This window comes from Polynucleobacter sp. QLW-P1DATA-2, assembly GCF_001870365.1.
GTDB lineage: Bacteria > Pseudomonadota > Gammaproteobacteria > Burkholderiales > Burkholderiaceae > Polynucleobacter.
This window is the reverse complement of sequence record NZ_LZMQ01000001.1, coordinates 343693-361024: the sequence shown is the minus strand read 5'-3', so window position 1 is coordinate 361024 and position 17332 is coordinate 343693. Positions and strand designations below refer to the sequence as shown.

16 protein-coding genes and 1 pseudogene are annotated in these 17332 nt (G+C 47.1%); 8 read left to right on the top strand and 9 right to left on the bottom strand.

The annotated features are described in order from the left end of the window. Positions 1-3: 3 nt before the first annotated feature. Positions 4-2628, bottom strand: coding sequence for an alanine--tRNA ligase (alaS, locus tag A9236_RS01830; RefSeq protein WP_071466029.1), 2625 nt, complete (start codon positions 2626-2628; stop codon positions 4-6). 120 nt (positions 2629-2748) lie between these two features. Between alaS and A9236_RS01825 the strand changes: the two genes are divergently transcribed. The 3 genes from A9236_RS01825 to A9236_RS01815 all read left to right on the top strand — a co-directional run bounded on the left by A9236_RS01825 (position 2749) and on the right by A9236_RS01815 (position 6589). Further along, the gene (locus A9236_RS01825) at positions 2749-3210 is read left to right on the top strand and encodes a tripartite tricarboxylate transporter TctB family protein (RefSeq protein WP_071466030.1); all 462 of its coding nucleotides are present in this window, start codon (positions 2749-2751) and stop codon (positions 3208-3210) included. Between the two features lie 18 nt (positions 3211-3228). After that, complete coding sequence (locus A9236_RS01820) at positions 3229-4731, top strand: tripartite tricarboxylate transporter permease (RefSeq protein WP_071466031.1); 1503 nt, start codon at positions 3229-3231, stop codon at positions 4729-4731. 85 nt (positions 4732-4816) lie between these two features. Continuing rightward, positions 4817-6589: a glutamine--tRNA ligase/YqeY domain fusion protein gene (locus A9236_RS01815; RefSeq protein WP_071466032.1), complete on the top strand. Its 1773-nt coding sequence runs from the start codon at positions 4817-4819 to the stop codon at positions 6587-6589. Here A9236_RS01815 and A9236_RS01810 read toward each other — a convergent pair. Beyond that, positions 6570-7457 (bottom strand): SDR family oxidoreductase, encoded by an 888-nt coding sequence (locus A9236_RS01810; protein ID WP_071466368.1) that lies wholly within the window; start codon positions 7455-7457, stop codon positions 6570-6572. The genes A9236_RS01815 and A9236_RS01810 overlap by 20 nt on opposite strands. A gap of 36 nt (positions 7458-7493) precedes the next feature. Between A9236_RS01810 and A9236_RS01805 the strand changes: the two genes are divergently transcribed. Further along, positions 7494-8534: a CDP-6-deoxy-delta-3,4-glucoseen reductase gene (locus A9236_RS01805; protein WP_071466367.1), complete on the top strand. Its 1041-nt coding sequence runs from the start codon at positions 7494-7496 to the stop codon at positions 8532-8534. A gap of 63 nt (positions 8535-8597) precedes the next feature. Further along, positions 8598-9788: an acetylornithine transaminase gene (locus tag A9236_RS01800; protein ID WP_071466033.1), complete on the top strand. Its 1191-nt coding sequence runs from the start codon at positions 8598-8600 to the stop codon at positions 9786-9788. A gap of 20 nt (positions 9789-9808) precedes the next feature. Here the strand turns inward: A9236_RS01800 and A9236_RS01795 are convergent, their stop codons facing one another. The 7 genes and pseudogenes from A9236_RS01795 to A9236_RS01765 all read right to left on the bottom strand — a co-directional run bounded on the left by A9236_RS01795 (position 9809) and on the right by A9236_RS01765 (position 15991). Continuing rightward, positions 9809-10522 carry an ABC transporter ATP-binding protein gene (locus A9236_RS01795; RefSeq protein WP_071466034.1) on the bottom strand — a complete coding sequence of 238 codons (714 nt, stop codon included), beginning with the start codon at positions 10520-10522 and terminating at the stop codon, positions 9809-9811. Beyond that, positions 10522-11296: pseudogene (locus A9236_RS01790) on the bottom strand (ABC transporter ATP-binding protein). The gene A9236_RS01795 and the pseudogene A9236_RS01790 overlap by 1 nt, the downstream one beginning before the upstream one ends. Beyond that, a complete protein-coding gene (locus A9236_RS01785; RefSeq protein WP_236638662.1) occupies positions 11296-12333 on the bottom strand; it encodes an ABC transporter ATP-binding protein in 1038 nt (345 codons plus the stop codon). Before A9236_RS01785 ends, A9236_RS01790 begins: the two are co-directional and overlap by 1 nt. Before the next feature lie 43 nt (positions 12334-12376). Further along, complete coding sequence (locus tag A9236_RS01780) at positions 12377-13312, bottom strand: branched-chain amino acid ABC transporter permease (RefSeq protein ID WP_071466369.1); 936 nt, start codon at positions 13310-13312, stop codon at positions 12377-12379. A gap of 70 nt (positions 13313-13382) precedes the next feature. After that, on the bottom strand, positions 13383-14537 hold the full coding sequence (locus A9236_RS01775) for a branched-chain amino acid ABC transporter substrate-binding protein (protein WP_369821185.1): 1155 nt from the start codon (positions 14535-14537) through the stop codon (positions 13383-13385). A 62-nt stretch (positions 14538-14599) separates the two neighbouring features. Then, on the bottom strand, positions 14600-15541 hold the full coding sequence (ispH, locus tag A9236_RS01770) for a 4-hydroxy-3-methylbut-2-enyl diphosphate reductase (RefSeq protein ID WP_071466038.1): 942 nt from the start codon (positions 15539-15541) through the stop codon (positions 14600-14602). Positions 15542-15544: 3 nt separating this feature from the next. Beyond that, complete coding sequence (locus A9236_RS01765; RefSeq protein ID WP_071466039.1) at positions 15545-15991, bottom strand: peptidylprolyl isomerase; 447 nt, start codon at positions 15989-15991, stop codon at positions 15545-15547. A 3-nt stretch (positions 15992-15994) separates the two neighbouring features. On the opposite strand from A9236_RS01765, the gene radC reads away from it, so the two are divergent. The 3 genes from radC to rpmG all read left to right on the top strand — a co-directional run bounded on the left by radC (position 15995) and on the right by rpmG (position 17285). Continuing rightward, on the top strand, positions 15995-16717 hold the full coding sequence (gene radC, locus A9236_RS01760) for a DNA repair protein RadC (RefSeq protein WP_083393526.1): 723 nt from the start codon (positions 15995-15997) through the stop codon (positions 16715-16717). Between the two features lie 155 nt (positions 16718-16872). Next, complete coding sequence (rpmB, locus tag A9236_RS01755) at positions 16873-17106, top strand: 50S ribosomal protein L28 (protein ID WP_011903570.1); 234 nt, start codon at positions 16873-16875, stop codon at positions 17104-17106. Positions 17107-17117: 11 nt separating this feature from the next. Further along, a complete protein-coding gene (gene rpmG, locus A9236_RS01750; protein ID WP_015421876.1) occupies positions 17118-17285 on the top strand; it encodes a 50S ribosomal protein L33 in 168 nt (55 codons plus the stop codon). The last annotated feature ends 47 nt before the right edge of the window (positions 17286-17332 follow it).

The window sequence follows — 17332 nt, the reverse complement described above, 5'->3', positions numbered from 1 at the left end:
CGCTCATTTGCTTGCGACCCAATCTTTAACAGCAGCCAAGGCTTCGCCCAACTTACTTGGGTCATTACCGCCAGCCATCGCCATCTCTGGCTTACCGCCACCCTTGCCGCCTACCTGCTGGGCAACAAAGTTCACCAGATCACCTGCCTTCACTTTGCCAATGGAGTCTGCAGTCACGCCAGCAATCAAGCTGACCTTATCGCCCTGCACAGATGCCAAGACAATCGCTGCCGTTTTAAGTTTTGCCTTGAGTGCATCCATGGTCTCACGCAATACACCAGCATCAGCGCCATCAAGACGGGCTGCCAATACTTTGATTCCATTGACATCCATTGCTTGACCTGCCAACTCATCGCCTTGACTTGCAGCCAACTTAGAATTTACTTTTTCTAACTCACGCTCAGCTTGGCGCAAGCTATCTTGAAGTTGTGCAACACGGTTCACTAAATCACCGGGATGAGTTTTGAGGATCGCTGCTGCTTCATTAATTTTGTCTTCGAGCCCTTGTAAGAACTGCAGTGCATTATTGCCGGTAACCGCCTCAACACGACGGATGCCAGCAGCTACCCCGCCCTCAGAAACAATCTTGAGGCTACCGATATCCCCAGTGCGAGAGACATGAGTGCCACCGCAAAGCTCCTTGGAGGTGCCGATTTCGAGAACACGTACCTCATCGCCGTACTTCTCACCAAATAGCATCATGGCGCCAGTCTTCTGAGCCTCATCTAAGGACATCACTTTTCCAGAGGTGGCGGTATTTGCCAAAATCTCTGCATTCACAATATCTTCGACGCGACGAATTTGTTCGGCAGTAATGGGCGCGTTATGAGTAAAGTCAAAACGAGTTTTAGTGGCATCCACCAAAGAACCCTTTTGCTGCACATGATCACCCAGAACTTCACGCAAGGCTTTATGCAAGATATGCGTAGCGCTGTGGTTACGCATTGTTTCCGTTCTTTGCTGAATATCTACCAGGGCATTGAGAGAGTCGCCGACCTTGAGTTCACCTTCATTCACCTCGCCTTGATGGCCAAATACATCAGCCTGAATCTTAAAGGTGTCATCCACTGAGAAACGCACAGTTTCATTGCGCAACTCACCTTTATCGCCGACTTGACCTCCAGATTCCGCATAAAACGGAGTGTTATCCAATACGATTACCGCTGCATCGCCAGCTTTCACTGAAGGGACTTCAGCGCCATCCACATAAAGAGCGGTGACTTTGGCGCCCTCATGCTTGAGCATATCGTAGCCATGGAACTGCGTAGGCTTACCCTTGTAATCCAAGCCTTGGGCTACCTTGAACTTGCCAGCCGCCCTTGCTTGATCTCGCTGCTTTTGCATCGCAACTTCAAAGCCTTCAGCATCTACTGTCACACCACGCTCACGACAAACGTCTGCAGTTAAATCTAGCGGGAAGCCAAATGTGTCGTGCAAGCGGAATGCTGTTTCACCATCCACTACTTTTGCACCACCAGCTAAAGCACCGTCCAAAATTTCCATGCCATTGGCAATCGTTTGGAAGAAGCGCTCTTCTTCTTGCTTGAGGACTTCGCTGACCTTATCTTGTGCTGCGCGTAACTCGGGATATGCCTCGCCCATCTCTTTGACAAGAGCGGGCACCAATTGATAGAAGAATGGTTTGCGGGCGCCTAATTTATAACCATGGCGAATCGCGCGACGAGCAATACGACGTAATACATAACCGCGCCCAGCATTACCTGGGATCACGCCATCGACAACAATGAAACTACAAGCACGAATATGGTCTGCGATTACCTTGAGCGAAGGGCTAGCTGCATCACAATTTTCGCCACCGGCAGCATCCACAGCATCCTTAGAAGCCCTTAAGAGATTGACAAAGAGGTCGATTTCATAATTGGAGTGCACATGTTGCAACACTGCAGCAATGCGCTCAAGACCCATACCAGTATCGACACTAGGCTTTGGCAATGGGTGCATTACACCAGCCTCATCGCGATTGAACTGCATGAAGACGTTGTTCCAAATTTCAATGAAACGATCGCCATCTTCATCTGGGCTACCAGGAGGACCGCCGGGAATGTGCTCGCCGTGATCGTAGAAAATTTCAGTGCACGGACCGCAAGGACCGGTATCACCCATCATCCAAAAGTTATCTGAAGCGTAACGTGCGCCTTTGTTATCACCAATGCGAATAATGCGCTCTACAGGCACTCCAATTTGGTCTTTCCAAATGCCATATGCCTCATCATCTTCCGCATAGACGGTTACCAATAGTTTTTCTTTAGGAAGCTTAAATACCTCGGTTAATAAATCCCAAGCAAATTGAATGGCATCCTTCTTAAAATAATCCCCAAAGGAGAAGTTCCCCAGCATCTCAAAGAAGGTGTGATGACGTGCGGTGTAACCAACGTTATCTAAGTCATTGTGCTTTCCACCGGCGCGGATGCATTTTTGGGCGGTGGTGGCTCGGCTGTAAGAACGCTTATCGAAGCCCAAAAACACGTCCTTGAACTGGTTCATGCCCGCATTGGTAAATAGCAAGGTTGGATCGTCTCCAGGCACCACTGGGCTTGAGGGGACGATTTGATGGCCCTTTTGGGCAAAGAAATCCAGGTAGGCCTGGCGAATTTGGGAGACTTTCATGGCAATAATTATCGCATTGGCACCTGTCTAGGGCAAACCCTAGACAAGACCCCCCTCCCTTGCCTTACAATCGCTGAACATCAATAAATCGGCATTAAGTCGATAAATAAGGAGCGCAACTTGGAAATCCGTAATCAAAAAGATTTTGGGGCTGGCCTAATGTATATGGGCATTGGCCTCTTTTTCACTTATATGGCTACTCAGTATCAGATGGGTACCGCCGCCAAAATGGGTCCTGGGTATTTCCCATTCTGGATTGGAGTTCTTCTCACTATTATTGGACTAATTGTCCTGGTCAGCTCCCTGCGAGCTAAAGCCATGATTGAAAAGATCCCTCCTTTTAACTGGAAGATCATTGGACTTATTACTGGCTCAGTAGTGGCATATGGTGTTCTGCTGCCAATTATGGGTTTTGCGGTTGCCATCATTGTTCTCGTGTTTATGTCAGCCAGCGCCAGTCATGAGTTCAACTGGAGAGGCACCTTGGTTAATGCGATTGCTCTAGCCGTATCTACTTATCTTGTATTTGTATTGGGATTGAAATTGCAATTCCCATTGCTACCTTTCTTCTTACAACAATAACGAACCGGGACACTAAAAATGGATTTATTTAGCAACTTAGCGCTCGGTTTCGAGACAGCGTTTACCCTTCAAAATCTCTTGTATTGCTTTATTGGCTGCATTCTTGGAACCCTGATTGGCGTTCTACCTGGACTTGGCCCAATTGCTACCATTGCGATGCTCTTGCCTGCAACCTATGCATTGCCACCTACAGCGGCATTGATCATGCTTGCTGGTATTTACTACGGCTCACAATACGGCGGCTCTACTACTGCCATTCTGCTTAACATACCAGGCGAAACATCCTCGGTGGTGACGGCGATTGACGGATATCAGATGGCCAGAAATGGCCGAGCGGGCGTTGCTTTGTTCACCGCTGGAATGGGATCGTTCTTTGCAGGCTGCGTAGCGACATTGGTACTGGCTGCTTTCGCGGCTCCACTTTCACAACTCGCATTTAAGTTCGGCCCTGCAGAATATTTCTCGCTTATGGTCTTAGGCCTTATTGGTGCAGTCGTATTGGCCTCTGGCTCATTGATCAAAGCGATTGGCATGATTGTTCTAGGATTGCTAATGGGCTTAGTGGGTACCGACGTGAACTCCGGTGTATCGCGCTATGCATTTGATATTCCTGAGTTGAGCGATGGTATTGGTTTCGTTTCTGTTGCGATGGGTGTATTCGGTTTCGCAGAGATCATGACCAATCTTGAGAAAAAAGGGGAGGATGAGGGCTTCTTGAACAAGATGACTACCATGATCCCAACCAAGCAGGATGTCAAACGCATGATCCCCGCAATCTTGCGAGGCACAACCATTGGCTCCATCTTAGGTATTCTTCCAGGTGGTGGTGCAGCGCTTGCCTCTTTTGGAGCCTATTCAGTTGAAAAGAAAGCCTCTAAGTACAGCCATGAATTTGGCAAAGGTGCTATCGAGGGTGTTGCTGGCCCTGAATCAGCCAACAATGCTGCTGCTCAAACCTCATTCATTCCCTTGCTCACTTTGGGCATTCCACCAAACGCCGTAATGGCTTTGATGGTTGGCGCAATGACGATTCACAACATTCAACCAGGTCCACAAGTAATGACCAGCAATCCAGCCCTGTTCTGGGGTCTGATCGCATCCATGTGGATTGGTAACATGATGTTGATTATCTTGAACCTACCTTTAATTAGCATGTGGGTTCAGTTACTCAAGATTCCATATCGCTTTATGTATCCAGCGATCTTGGTTTTCTGTTGTATTGGCGTGTACACCGTAAACAATACTGTTTTTGACGTATACGTTACCGCAGCTTTTGGCATTGTTGGATATCTCTTCACAAAACTGGGTTGCGAACCACCCCCATTGCTCCTTGGTTTCATCTTGGGACCAATGATGGAAGAGAACTTCCGCCGCGCTTTATTACTATCCCGCGGTGATTTCTCAACCTTTGTTACTCGTCCGCTTTCCCTTGGATTGCTGATTGCAGCTGCCCTCTTGGTAGTGATCGTAGCCTTACCAGCGGTGAAGAAGACTCGTGAAGAGGCATTCGTAGAAGACTGATATTTTCAGCCTTCCTGGAAACGAGCCCGCAGCAGTTTGCGGGCTTTTTCTTTATGGGTCGCGGGGTTTTCTCTACAATGTGGCTATGTCCCAAGATAGCAAACCCTCTAAAGTAGCCACTGGCGCAGTCGCTGAGCCCTCTAACTTTTTACGTCAGATCATTGATCATGACTTAGCAAGCGGAGCTTTTTCCCAGCGCACCAATTTAGCTGGTGAAGCTATCCCCTCGATCATTACTCGCTTTCCACCTGAGCCCAATGGCTATTTACACATTGGTCATGCAAAAAGTATTTGCCTCAATTTTGGTTTAGCAGCTGACTACAACAATCAAGCTGGTGGCGCCCGTTGCAATATGCGCCTGGATGACACCAACCCAGTGAAAGAAGATGTTGAATATGCGGACAGCATTTTGGATGCCGTTAAATGGCTAGGCTTTGACTGGGGTACGCACCTCTATCATGCAAGCGATTACTTTGATCGCCTCTATGAGTTCGCAGAAATTCTGATTCAGAATGGCAAAGCCTATGTTGATAGTCAAAGCGCTGATGACATTCATACGAACCGCGGTAACTTTGGTCAAGCTGGCAAAAACAGTCCTTACCGCGATCGCAGCCCCGCAGAAAATCTTGCCCTCTTCCGCGAAATGCGTGACGGCAAATTTAAAGATGGCGAACATGTACTGCGCTTGAAGATTGATATGGCGCATCCGAACATTGTGATGCGCGATCCTGTGGTTTACCGCATTCGTCATACCGATCACCACCGCACAGGAAGCAAATGGTGTATTTATCCGCTTTATGACTTTACCCACTGCATCTCTGATGCCCTAGAAAATGTCTCTCACTCTATTTGTACACTGGAGTTTGAGAACAACCGCCCACTCTATGATTGGATCGTTCATTCCTTAAAGGAACTGGGCGTCTTCAAGGATCCAGTTCCTCACCAATATGAGTTTGCGCGTCTTAATCTGACTTACACCATCACCAGCAAGCGCAAGTTATTGCAGCTAGTTGAAGAAAAACATGTCGATGGCTGGGATGATCCGCGTATGCCAACTATTGTAGGCATCCGTCGCCGTGGATACACACCTGAAAGTATTCGCTTATTTTGCGAGCGTATTGGTGTATCCAAGGCTGATAGCTGGATAGATATGAGTACCTTGGATCAAGCCTTACGCGATGATCTTGAAGCAAGGGCGCCCCGTGCGACTGCAGTATTAAAGCCACTTAAACTGGTAGTTGAAAATTTTGATGCCGGAATAAAAGAACCTTGCTCAGCACCACGTCATCCACAACATCCTGAATGGGGTAATCGTGAATTTAACTTCACGCGCGAACTGTGGATTGAGTCAGATGACTTTATGAAAGAGCCTATCAAAGGCTTCTTCAGACTTTACCCGCCAATTGGCGACCAACCGGGTAGCCGCGTACGTCTACGTCATGGCTTTGTCGTTGAGTGCACTGGCTTTGAGGCCGATGCAGCAGGCAATGTCACGCAGGTCAATGTCACCCATTTCCCTGATAGCAAGAGTGGCACCGCTGGATCTAATAACTATAAGGTGAAGGGCAATATTCACTGGATTAGTGCTGCTGAAGCCATTCCAACTGAAGTACGTTTATATGATCACCTCTTTAGTGATCCGCACCCAGATAGTGGCGATAAAAACTTCCTTGACGCAATTAATGTCAACTCCAAAGAGACAATCACTGCTTATCTAGAGCCTTGCATGAAAGACGTTAAAGCAGAGGATCGTTTTCAGTTTGAACGTCATGGCTACTTTGTTGCTGATCAGACTGACTCTAAGCCGGGCGCGCCTGTATTTAACCGTACAGTCGGCCTTAAGGATTCTTGGAAGTAGTCTTCAGAAAGGCCGCTACGCTGGGATAATGTAGCGGGGTTTTCAACTCATGTAGGCGAGCGTTTGTTACTCGCCTAGACTCACGCATAAATGACCAAAGCATTGGGCTAACTATTTTTTGCAGCTCACTGCCTGACATACGAGGCGGCCTATTCAATCCAAATGCATCCGCCACTTCATCAAAGTAATCACCCATTTTGGTTTCGCCACCATCACAAGTGTTGATAACTCGCTGTGGCTTTCCGTGATACACCGCCGCACACACCAGTCGCGCTAGATCATCACTGTGAATATGATTTGAATATGCGTCTTCCTCAGGAAGTAATGCCGGGGTTTGAGATTGCAAACGCTCGATTGGTAGACGGTCAGCCGCATAGATTCCAGGCACCCGCAAAATAGTGACAGCAACCCCATGAGCAGGCCCCCATAAACGCAAGATACGCTCGGCATCTACCCTTCTGTGAGCACGCTCACTTTGAGGACTTACAGGGGTTACCTCACTCACTTTAGCGCCCCGATGATCCCCATACACGCCCGTGGTGCTGATATAGATGAGGCGCCTGACGGCATTGGAGCCTTGGGCTAAAATTCTAAGCAGGTTGCGGGTTCGGCAATCACGATTTCCTTGGTTTTGGGGTGGTGCTAAATGAATCACGGTTTGAGCTAAGCCGGATAGGCGCCATAAAGTTTCTGGATGATCTAGATTACCCAAAATTGGAATCGCGCCAACCTCCCTCAGTTCCTGAAAACGATGTGGCGAAGAAGTGAGTGCAAAAACACGATGGCTACGAGATAGCTGTCTTGCCACTCGAAGACCAATGTCGCCGCAGCCAATAATCAGGATCGAAGGTTTACCAAAAGATTGCATAAGTAACATCGTAACGATTTATTGAAAGGAATGAGAGTGTCTTATCAGGTCACGCTCAAAACGAGCGGCAAACAATTTACTGTTACCCAGGATGAGACTGTCCTGGAGGCCGCCCTTCGCCAAGGCATCAATCTTCCCTATGGCTGCAAAAACGGCGCTTGCGGCTCATGCAAAGGCAAAGTCTTAGAGGGTCAAATCACCCACGGTCAGCACAGTGAAAACGCCCTCAGTAGGACCGATGAAACTGCAGGGGGCATCTTATTTTGCTGCTCACACCCTCAATCAGACCTGCTCATTGAGGCCCGTGAGGTTCAAGGCGCTGGTGATATTGCCATTCGTAAGGTGCCATGCCGTGTAAATACCATCAGCAAACCTAGCAATGATGTTGCCATTCTCAAGCTACAACTTCCCGCTGCCGAGCGCTTTCAATTTCTAGCTGGTCAGTATTTGGAGTTTCTTCTAAAGGATGGGCAACGTCGTGCTTACTCAATTGCTAATGCACCCGAGCAAGAAGGGCCATTAGAACTCCATATCCGCCACTTACCCGGCGGGCTATTTACAGACTTCGTGTTTGGCGCAGTAAGCCCAGCATTAAAAGAGAAAGACATCCTGCGCTTTGAAGGCCCCCTGGGCAGCTTCTTTTTAAGAGAGGACTCCAAGAAGCCGATTATCTTTTTGGCTGCGGGTACAGGCTTTGCACCCATTAAATCCATCATTGAACAAATGCAGACCAAGAAGATTGAGCGTCCAATTGAGTTGTATTGGGGTGGACGTCGTCCAAGCGATCTTTACCTGAGTGATTTATGTAAAACCTGGGAGCAAGAAATCTCAAATTTCAAGTACATTCCGGTGATTTCAGATGATCTACGAGAAGATGCATGGCGTGGCCGCACAGGTTTTGTGCATCAGGCCGTCATTGATGACCATCCCAGCCTCAAGGACTTTCAGGTCTACGCCTGCGGGGCTCCAGTCATGGTCAATGCCGCCCGCGAAGACTTTTCATCCAAATGTCATCTACCTGAAGAAGAATTCTTTGCAGACTCCTTTACCAGCGCAGCAGATTTAGCCACAAACTAAACTTCATAAAGTTAGATAATAGAAACCTCATTAGCCTTCATTCATTCCTTACCGCAAACCAGCATGAACAATCCAGCCCCTATCGATACCCATTCAGTGATGTTTATTACTCAACGCCCAGATGTGGTGATGGTTGAGGGCAACGGCTCATGGTTAACAGATAACAACGGCAAACGCTATTTAGATTTCTTGCAAGGCTGGGCGGTGAATTGTTTGGGTCATTGCAATCCAGGAATGATTGCGGCACTGAATACGCAAGCTAAGAAACTGATTAACCCAAGCCCTGCGTTTTACAACGAACCCATGATTGGTTTGTCTAATCTATTAACTTCTAATAGCTGCTTTAACAAAGTCTTTTTTGCTAATAGTGGTGCCGAAGCAAATGAAGGTGCAATTAAGTTGGCTCGTAAATGGGGTCAGCTCAATAAAAACGGCGCCTTTGAAATCATTACGTTTGATCACAGCTTTCATGGTCGCACATTAGCAACCATGAGTGCCTCTGGTAAGCCAAACTGGGACACAATGTTTGCCCCTCAAGTAGCTGGCTTTCCAAAAGCAGATCTGAATGATTTGGATTCTGTTAAAAAGCTGGTGACCGATAAAACGGTTGCCGTAATGCTTGAGCCAGTTCAAGGAGAAGGCGGCGTCATCCCGGCTACTCAAGAATTTATGCGCGAGCTGCGTCAGTTCACGAAAGATAACAACATTCTCCTGATTGCGGATGAAGTGCAAGCAGGATGTGGCCGTACCGGCACCCTCTTCGCTTACCAACAATCCGGCATCGAGCCTGACATCATGACCTTGGGTAAAGGTATTGGTGGTGGCGTTCCCTTGGCAGCCCTCATGGCAACTGATGCAGTTGCCTGCTTTGTGCCCGGCGATCAAGGCGGGACCTATAACGGCAACCCATTGATGACTGCAGTAGGGATTAGCGTGATCGAACAGTTATTAGCCCCAGGCTTTTTGGATAGCGTTAAAGCCAAAGGTGAACTACTCAAATCCGAATTGCTCAAACTTTGCGCTGAGTTCAATCTCGAGGGTGAGCGTGGCGAGGGTTTGCTGCGCGCTCTCATACTAGGGAAAGATATTGGACCTAAATTAGTAGAGCTTGCTCGTGATCGCGGCCCTGAAGGTCTATTGATTAATTCTCCAAGACCAAACCTCTTGCGCTTTATGCCAGCATTAAATGTCAGCGATGATGAAATTCGTCAGATGTGCAATATGCTGCGCGAGTTACTCAAAGAAACTGCTTAAGCTGTTTTGTGACAACTGGCTTACTCGCCTAAGTAGGCAGTGCGCACTCTCGGGTCTTGAAGTAGCTCTTGCCCCGCGCCAGTCAGCGTAATCAAACCACTTTCCATCACATAAGCCCGATCGGCCATCTGCAAGGCTAGTCGGGCATTTTGTTCAACCAAGAGAATCGTCATCCCATTTTTCGAGAGATTACGAATAACATCAAAAATGGTTTCCACCATGATGGGTGACAAGCCCATAGAAGGCTCATCTAACAACAAGAGCTTAGGCTCTGCCATCATTGCCCTACCCATCGCGACCATTTGTTGCTCACCACCAGACAAAGTGCCAGCAAGTTGCGAGAGACGCTCTTTCAGTCGTGGGAAATAAGAAAATACTTCCTCTAATTTCAAATTGATGGCTTTCGCATCTTTCTTCAAGAATGCACCCATCTGCAGGTTTTCTAAGATGGTCATGCGCTTAAATACGCCTCGACCCTCCGGCACAAGACCCAAACCTAAGCGGACTAATTCATAGGCAGGCAATTGGTCAGTATTTTGATCAATAAACGCAATCACGCCTGCAGCGGGCTTTAACAAGCCTGCTATGGCTTTGAGACTAGAGCTCTTACCTGCACCATTCGCACCAATCAGGGCAACCAACTCCCCCTGATTAACGTGCAGGTCAATTCCTTTGACAGCATTAATGCCACCATAAGCCACTTTGAGATCTTGTACATGAAGTAAGGCGCCCATTACACCGCCCCTTGACCTAGATACGCTTTAATTACCTCAGGATGAACGCGCACATCTGCAGGTTTACCGGCAGCGATCACCTTGCCGTAATCGAGCACGGTTAGGCTATCGCAAATACCCATCACCCAAACTCACATCGTGTTCAATCAAAAGTATCGTTTTACCATCTGCACGGATGCGGAGCAGTAACTCACGTAATTCCAATTTCTCGGTAGCGTTCATACCAGCAGCTGGCTCGTCTAAAGCGAGAAGCTTAGGCTCGGTCGCCAAGGCTCTCGCAATTTCTAGGCGACGTTGATGGCCATAAGATAAATTACGCGCTTGCAACTGCGCATAGTCACTCAAACCAACATAAGCGAGCAATGCAAGGGATTTCTCCCGAATGGCAAGCTCTTCACGCCTGGTCGATGGAAAGCGGAAGATAGCACCCAGCAACCCTGCTTTAGAGCGGCAATGACACCCTACCATCACATTCTCAAGCACAGTCATTTCACCAAAGAGGCGAATATTCTGAAAGGTTCTTGCCATTCCAGATTGAGTCACTTGTGAGACGGATTCTGGGAAGTAAGCATTGCTATCAAATAAGAAAATTCCCGAATCGGCTGGATATAGGCCGGTGATAACATTAAAGAACGTTGTCTTCCCGGCGCCGTTGGGACCAATCAAACCAACAATCGAGCCATGGGGAACTTCTAATCCAACTGAATCTAAGGCTTGTACACCGCCAAAGCGCTTTGATACATCGGCTACATCGAGCAATAAACGAGCGGCCATTATTTGCCCCCACCTTTTTGCCAAATACCGCCTGGGCGATATAGCATCACCAGAATCAAGGCTAGGCCGTAAATCAACTGACGAATCACTTCAACGTCTACGATCACGTGACCAAAGAGTGCTTTTTGAACGGGCTCTGCAACACCACGTAGCACCTCTGGAAATACGGCCAACACAATCGCACCCAAGATCACACCGGGGATGTGGCCGATACCACCAAGTACCACCATAGCTAAGACGACAATCGACTCCCAAAGAGTAAAGGACTCTGGGGATACAAATCCTTGGAATGCCGAAAAGAATACGCCCGCCACACCGGCAAAAGATGCGCCAATTGCAAAAGCAAGTAACTTCATATTGCGCGTATTGATACCCATGGCTTTAGCAGCAATCTCATCTTCGCGAATAGCAACCCAAGCGCGACCAATCCGAGAGTTCTGTAGATGGAGGCACACAATCATCACTGCAATCGCCAATATCAAGAATAGATAAAACACTAAATACAAACCAGGAATTTGCACAAAACCCAGATCTAAAGGCTTTGCAAAGGAGATACCAAACAGCTGCATAGGATCAATTGCAGTAATACCTTTAGGCCCATTGGTCAGGTTTAAAGGGCGATCGAGATTATTCATGAAGATGCGGATAATCTCACCAAAACCCAAGGTGACGATTGCCAAATAATCTCCACGTAACTGCAGAGTAGGAAGACCTAGAAGGATTCCAAAGAGCGCGGCCAAGATCATCGAGAAGATAGCTACCATCCATGGAGAAAAATGCATTCCCTGCGGAAGTGCGGCTGCGATCGTTTCGAAATGTTGGGGTAAATGTGGTGAAGCCAATAAAGCATAGCTGTATGCACCCAATGCATAAAAGGCGATATAGCCCAAATCCAAAAGACCAGCAAAGCCCACAACAACGTTAAGACCTAAAGCAAGAATGATGTAAAGCAGCGCAAAATCTACAACCCGCACCCAATAGTTGCCACCGCTTGCACCCACAATCCATGGCAACAGAAGCAGTGCGAGAGCACCCAAACAAAAATAGGTAGAACGATTAAGATGATTTGCGGCAAGCTTCTTAAGCACGATCAGAAACCTTCTCACCCAATAAGCCAGTAGGGCGTAACACGAGTACCAGAATTAATACTAAGAAGGCAAAGATATCTTGATAGTTCGAACCAAAGACGCCACCGGTAAGCTCGCCAATATAGCCAGCACCTAAGGCCTCTATTAAGCCCAGTAATAAGCCTCCCAACATAGCCCCTTGCAAATTACCAATACCACCCAACACGGCAGCAGTGAAGGCCTTCAAGCCAGGAATGAAGCCCATATAAAAATGCACATTGCCATAGTTACTAGCGATCATTACGCCAGCCAGACCCGCCAAAGCGCCGCCCAACATAAACGTGATGGAGATGACGCGATTGGGATTCACGCCCATCAATGCAGCAATTTGAGTTTGCTCAGCAGTAGCACGCATCGCTCTGCCAAGCTTTGTTTTTTCAACCAAAAACAATAGACCACACATCACCGCTAAAGCAACAATGATGATCACGATTTCTTTACCGGTAATTGTTGCACCAGTAGCACCAATTTCAATGGGGATTGAAGGCAATAGTTGTGGATAGGTCATCGGATTGCGAGACCAGATCAACATCGCAATCGTTTGTAGCAAGATCGACATACCAATTGCAGAGATGAGCGGGGCCAAACGGGGCGCATTACGCAAGGGCCGATATGCAATACGCTCAATCCAATAACTTAGACCTGCGCAAACCGCCATTGTCACTGGCAATACAATCAATAAAGTAAGCCAACCCGGTAAATCGCTAGTTAAACTCAGAATCAAGCGCAGCAAAGACAGCGACACCATTGCGCCAATCATGAGTACTTCACCATGTGCAAAGTTAATAATTCCCAGCACGCCATAAACCATGGTGTAACCCAAGGCGATCAAGGCGTAGATGCTACCGAGCACTAAGCCATTGATGATCTGCTGAAGAAAAATATCCATGAGTGATGTGAGTAAAAACTGAAGGGTACAAAAAAAGAGCACCGCATCTGCGGCGCCCTTTTAATGAATCCTACATATTGATGACGTCAAGAACTGTTTTCTTTTTGTCTTTGAAGTCATAGAGGGTAATGACCCCCTCCTTCATATCACCTTTGCTATCGAAGGCGATGTTACCGACTAAGCCATTCATCTTGGTGTCCGGCATGACTAATAAGATCTTAGCTGGATCAGTTGAGTTGGCGCGCTTCATTGCATCTACCAATACATATACAGCGTCGTAAGTAAACGGAGCGTAGATTTGTACATCAGAGTTAAAGCGCTCTTTATAACGCTTCTGGAATTCAGCGCCTTGAGGCATCTTAGAAAGTGCTTTACCAGCTTCAGAGCATGTGACATTCACTACTGCATCACCAGCTAACTCAGCGAGCTTCTCAGTACACATGCCATCGCCACCAACAATCTTGGCTTTAATACCCAGCTCAGCTGCTTGCTTCACTAAAGGGCCACCGGTAGCATCCATGCCACCATACATGATGACATCAGGCTTGCTACCTTTAATCTTGGTCAAAATTGCCTTAAAGTCAGTTGCCTTATTGTTACTTGCTTCACGAGTTACTACTTTCACACCGGAAGCTTTCACTGTTTTCTCAAACTCATCAGCCAAACCTTTGCCATACTGAGAAGAGTCGTCAACGATAGCTACCGTCTTGGCATTCAAGGTTTTAGCAACGTAATTGCCTAAAGCTGGGCCTTGCTGGGCATCAGTCGCAACGAGACGATACGTTGTTTTAAATCCTTGCTTGGTGTAATCGGGATTAGTGGAGGATGGAGAAATTTGAGTAATGCCTGCATCGCTATAGATTTTTGAAGCAGGAATGCTAGTTCCAGAATTTAAGTGACCCACAACACCGACCACTTTTGCATCTACTAATTTTTGTGCAACTTGCGTTGCTGTTTTTGGATCTTCTGCATCATCCTCTGGCACCAAGGTGAGTACTACTTTTTTGCCATCGATCGTCAAGCCTGCTTTATTAATTTCTTCAAGCGCCAAACGTGCACCGTTCTCATTATCTTTACCCAAGTGAGCAATAGGGCCAGTTAATGGGGCTACGTGGCCAATCTTGACCTCAACACCATCAGCGGGAACTGCAGCAGCTTTATCACCACTCTTGCCACAGCCAGCCAAAATCAGTGCTGCCGCCGATAAGGCGATAGCAGTTTTCATAAAAATCACTTTTGATGCTTTTGACTTAATCATCTACAGCTCCTCTGTTATGAATCAATACTTCAATCGACTAAATTTTTAGGCAATGAGAATGTGACATCCTCTACTACCCCTGGTAAGGCACGCACACTGCGTGGCCCAAACTCTTGAATGCGGGAGACGATCGACTGCGCCAAACTTTCAGGGGCGGAGGCTCCGGCAGTTAAGCCTACACGCTTTTTACCCACAAACCATTCTGGCTTCAGCTGCTCGGGAGCATCGACCATGTAAGACGGTACCCCCAACTTTTCTGATAATTCACGCAAACGATTGGAGTTTGAACTTGATGAACTTCCCACCACAATAACTACCTCTACTTGAGGCGCCATAAATTTCACAGCATCTTGGCGATTTTGAGTGGCGTAACAAATATCTTGTTTGCGAGGCTGAACAATACTAGGAAATTTTTTAGTGAGCGCTTCAACTATTTCTTTGGTCTCATCAACTGACAAAGTCGTTTGCGTCACAAAAGCCATTTTCTCTTCACTTGAAAATGGCAATGTTGCAACATCAGCCACTTTTTCAATTAAGAAAACACCCTCTTTTACCTGCCCCATCGTACCTTCAACTTCGGGGTGTCCAGCATGACCAATCATCAGCACCGTGTAGCCATCTTTACACATCTTGACAACTTCAAGGTGCACTTTGGTCACCAAAGGACAAGTCGCGTCATATACCTGCAAGCCACGCTGCTCAGCATCCTTGCGAACCTCTTGCGAAACGCCATGGGCACTAAAAACTACAATGCCGCCCTTGGGCACTTCATGCAACTCCTCTACGAAGACTGCACCTTTACCACGCAGTTCATCAACAACATAAGCGTTGTGAACAATTTCATGGCGTACATAAATAGGAGCCCCAAAACGAGTCAGGGCTTCGTTAACAATATTGATTGCACGATCAACACCCGCACAAAATCCGCGGGGCTGAGCCATCAAAATTTCAGGGTGATCGACTGTGCTCATGTTTTAGAGAATAGCCACGATCTGCGCTTCAAAAGTGACTGCTCTTCCAGCAAGAGGGTGATTGAAATCAAACCACGCACCCTCTTCGTTGATCGATTGCAAAACACCAGCGTATTGAGCGCCACCAGGCGCATTAAATTCAATGACATCACCAGGATTGAATTCCGCATCATCATCGCGACCTTCTTTCAGCGCCTTCAAAGAAACCCATTGCACTAAATCTTCTTTGCGTTCGCCAAAACTTTCATCAGGAACTAGCAAAGCACTTTTTTTATCTCCAACACCCAAACCCAACAACACTTTTTCAAAGCAAGGTGCAAATTGTCCAGAACCCATCAAAACCGTCGCAGGACGATCAACAAAAGTATTGATGTAATCCTCCCCATTCGGCAAAGTCAGCCGATAGTTGAGAGTCAAATAGGAGTTAGGCAAAACGGTAAGCTTAGTCATAAGGTGATTGTATCTAGCCCTGCGTCAGTAGTGGATTCTCCGATCCCTCATTGGCCCAAAAATGAGCAGCCTCGAGAAAAGCTCAGGCTCCATGGAGCCCGCTGTCTGACTGATGCAGAATTGTTAGCCATCTTTTTGCGGGTCGGCATTAAAGGGAAAAGCGCTGTAACCCTAGCCAAGGATTTACTGCACTACTTTGGCGGCCTGCCACGCCTACTAGCTAGTAGCCCAGAAGAATTTACCCGCATCCATGGCATGGGCATCTCCAAGTGGTCTCAAATCCAGGCGGCTCATGAACTAGTAAAGCGCAGCCTAGAGGATGGACTTTCTCAGAACGGCATTTTTTCCTCTTCCAGCCACGTTAAGGAATTTCTTCAAACCAAAATTGGGGCTCTTCCACATGAGGTCTTTTTATGCCTTTATTTAGACTCAAAGCTGCAACTCATTGAGTGCCAGGAGCTTTTTAGGGGCTCCATTACCCAAACCGCTGTCTATCCCCGTGAAATCCTCAAAGAAGCCTTGGCGAGGAACGCCAGCGCTCTGATCGTGGCGCACAATCACCCCAGCGGGAACCCACTCCCCAGTTCGGCAGATCAAGAGCTCACTAAAACCTTGTCCAAAGCACTTCAGCTGGTGGATATTGCGCTTTTAGATCATTGCATTGTGAGTAATAGCGGATTTTTCTCTTTTGCTGAGTCAGGCCTTATGAATATTGAACATAAATGATAGTAATTACTAACTTATAGTAATAATGAAGCACTTTAGCTTGCATGTAGGCCGATTTTTCAGGTCCAACCCCCTTACTAAAGCCAATAAGGACTAGCCCAAAATCAGCTTTGACTGATACAATCTTCTTTTTTCGCAATTAATGGAGTTATGTCATGGCAAAAGTTTGCCAAGTCACTGGGAAGAAGCCGATGGTTGGCAACAATGTATCCCATGCAAACAATAAAACGAAGCGTCGCTTTTTGCCGAATTTGCAAAATCGTCGTTTCTGGGTTGAATCTGAAAACCGTTGGATTAGCTTGCGCTTAACCAATGCTGGTTTGCGCGTTATCGACAAGAATGGCATCGATGCTGTTTTGTCTGATCTGCGTGCACGTGGCGAAATTTAAGGAGCGCACAAATGGCTAAAGGCGGTAGAGAAAAAATCAAGTTAGAGTCATCAGCAGGTACTGGTCACTTCTACACAACTTCAAAAAACAAGCGTACTAAGCCTGAGAAAATGGAGATCATGAAGTTTGATCCAACCATTCGCAAGCACGTTGCTTATAAAGAAACAAAGCTGAAGTAATCTACTTCACGACAAATAAAAAACCCGCTCATCAGCGGGTTTTTTAT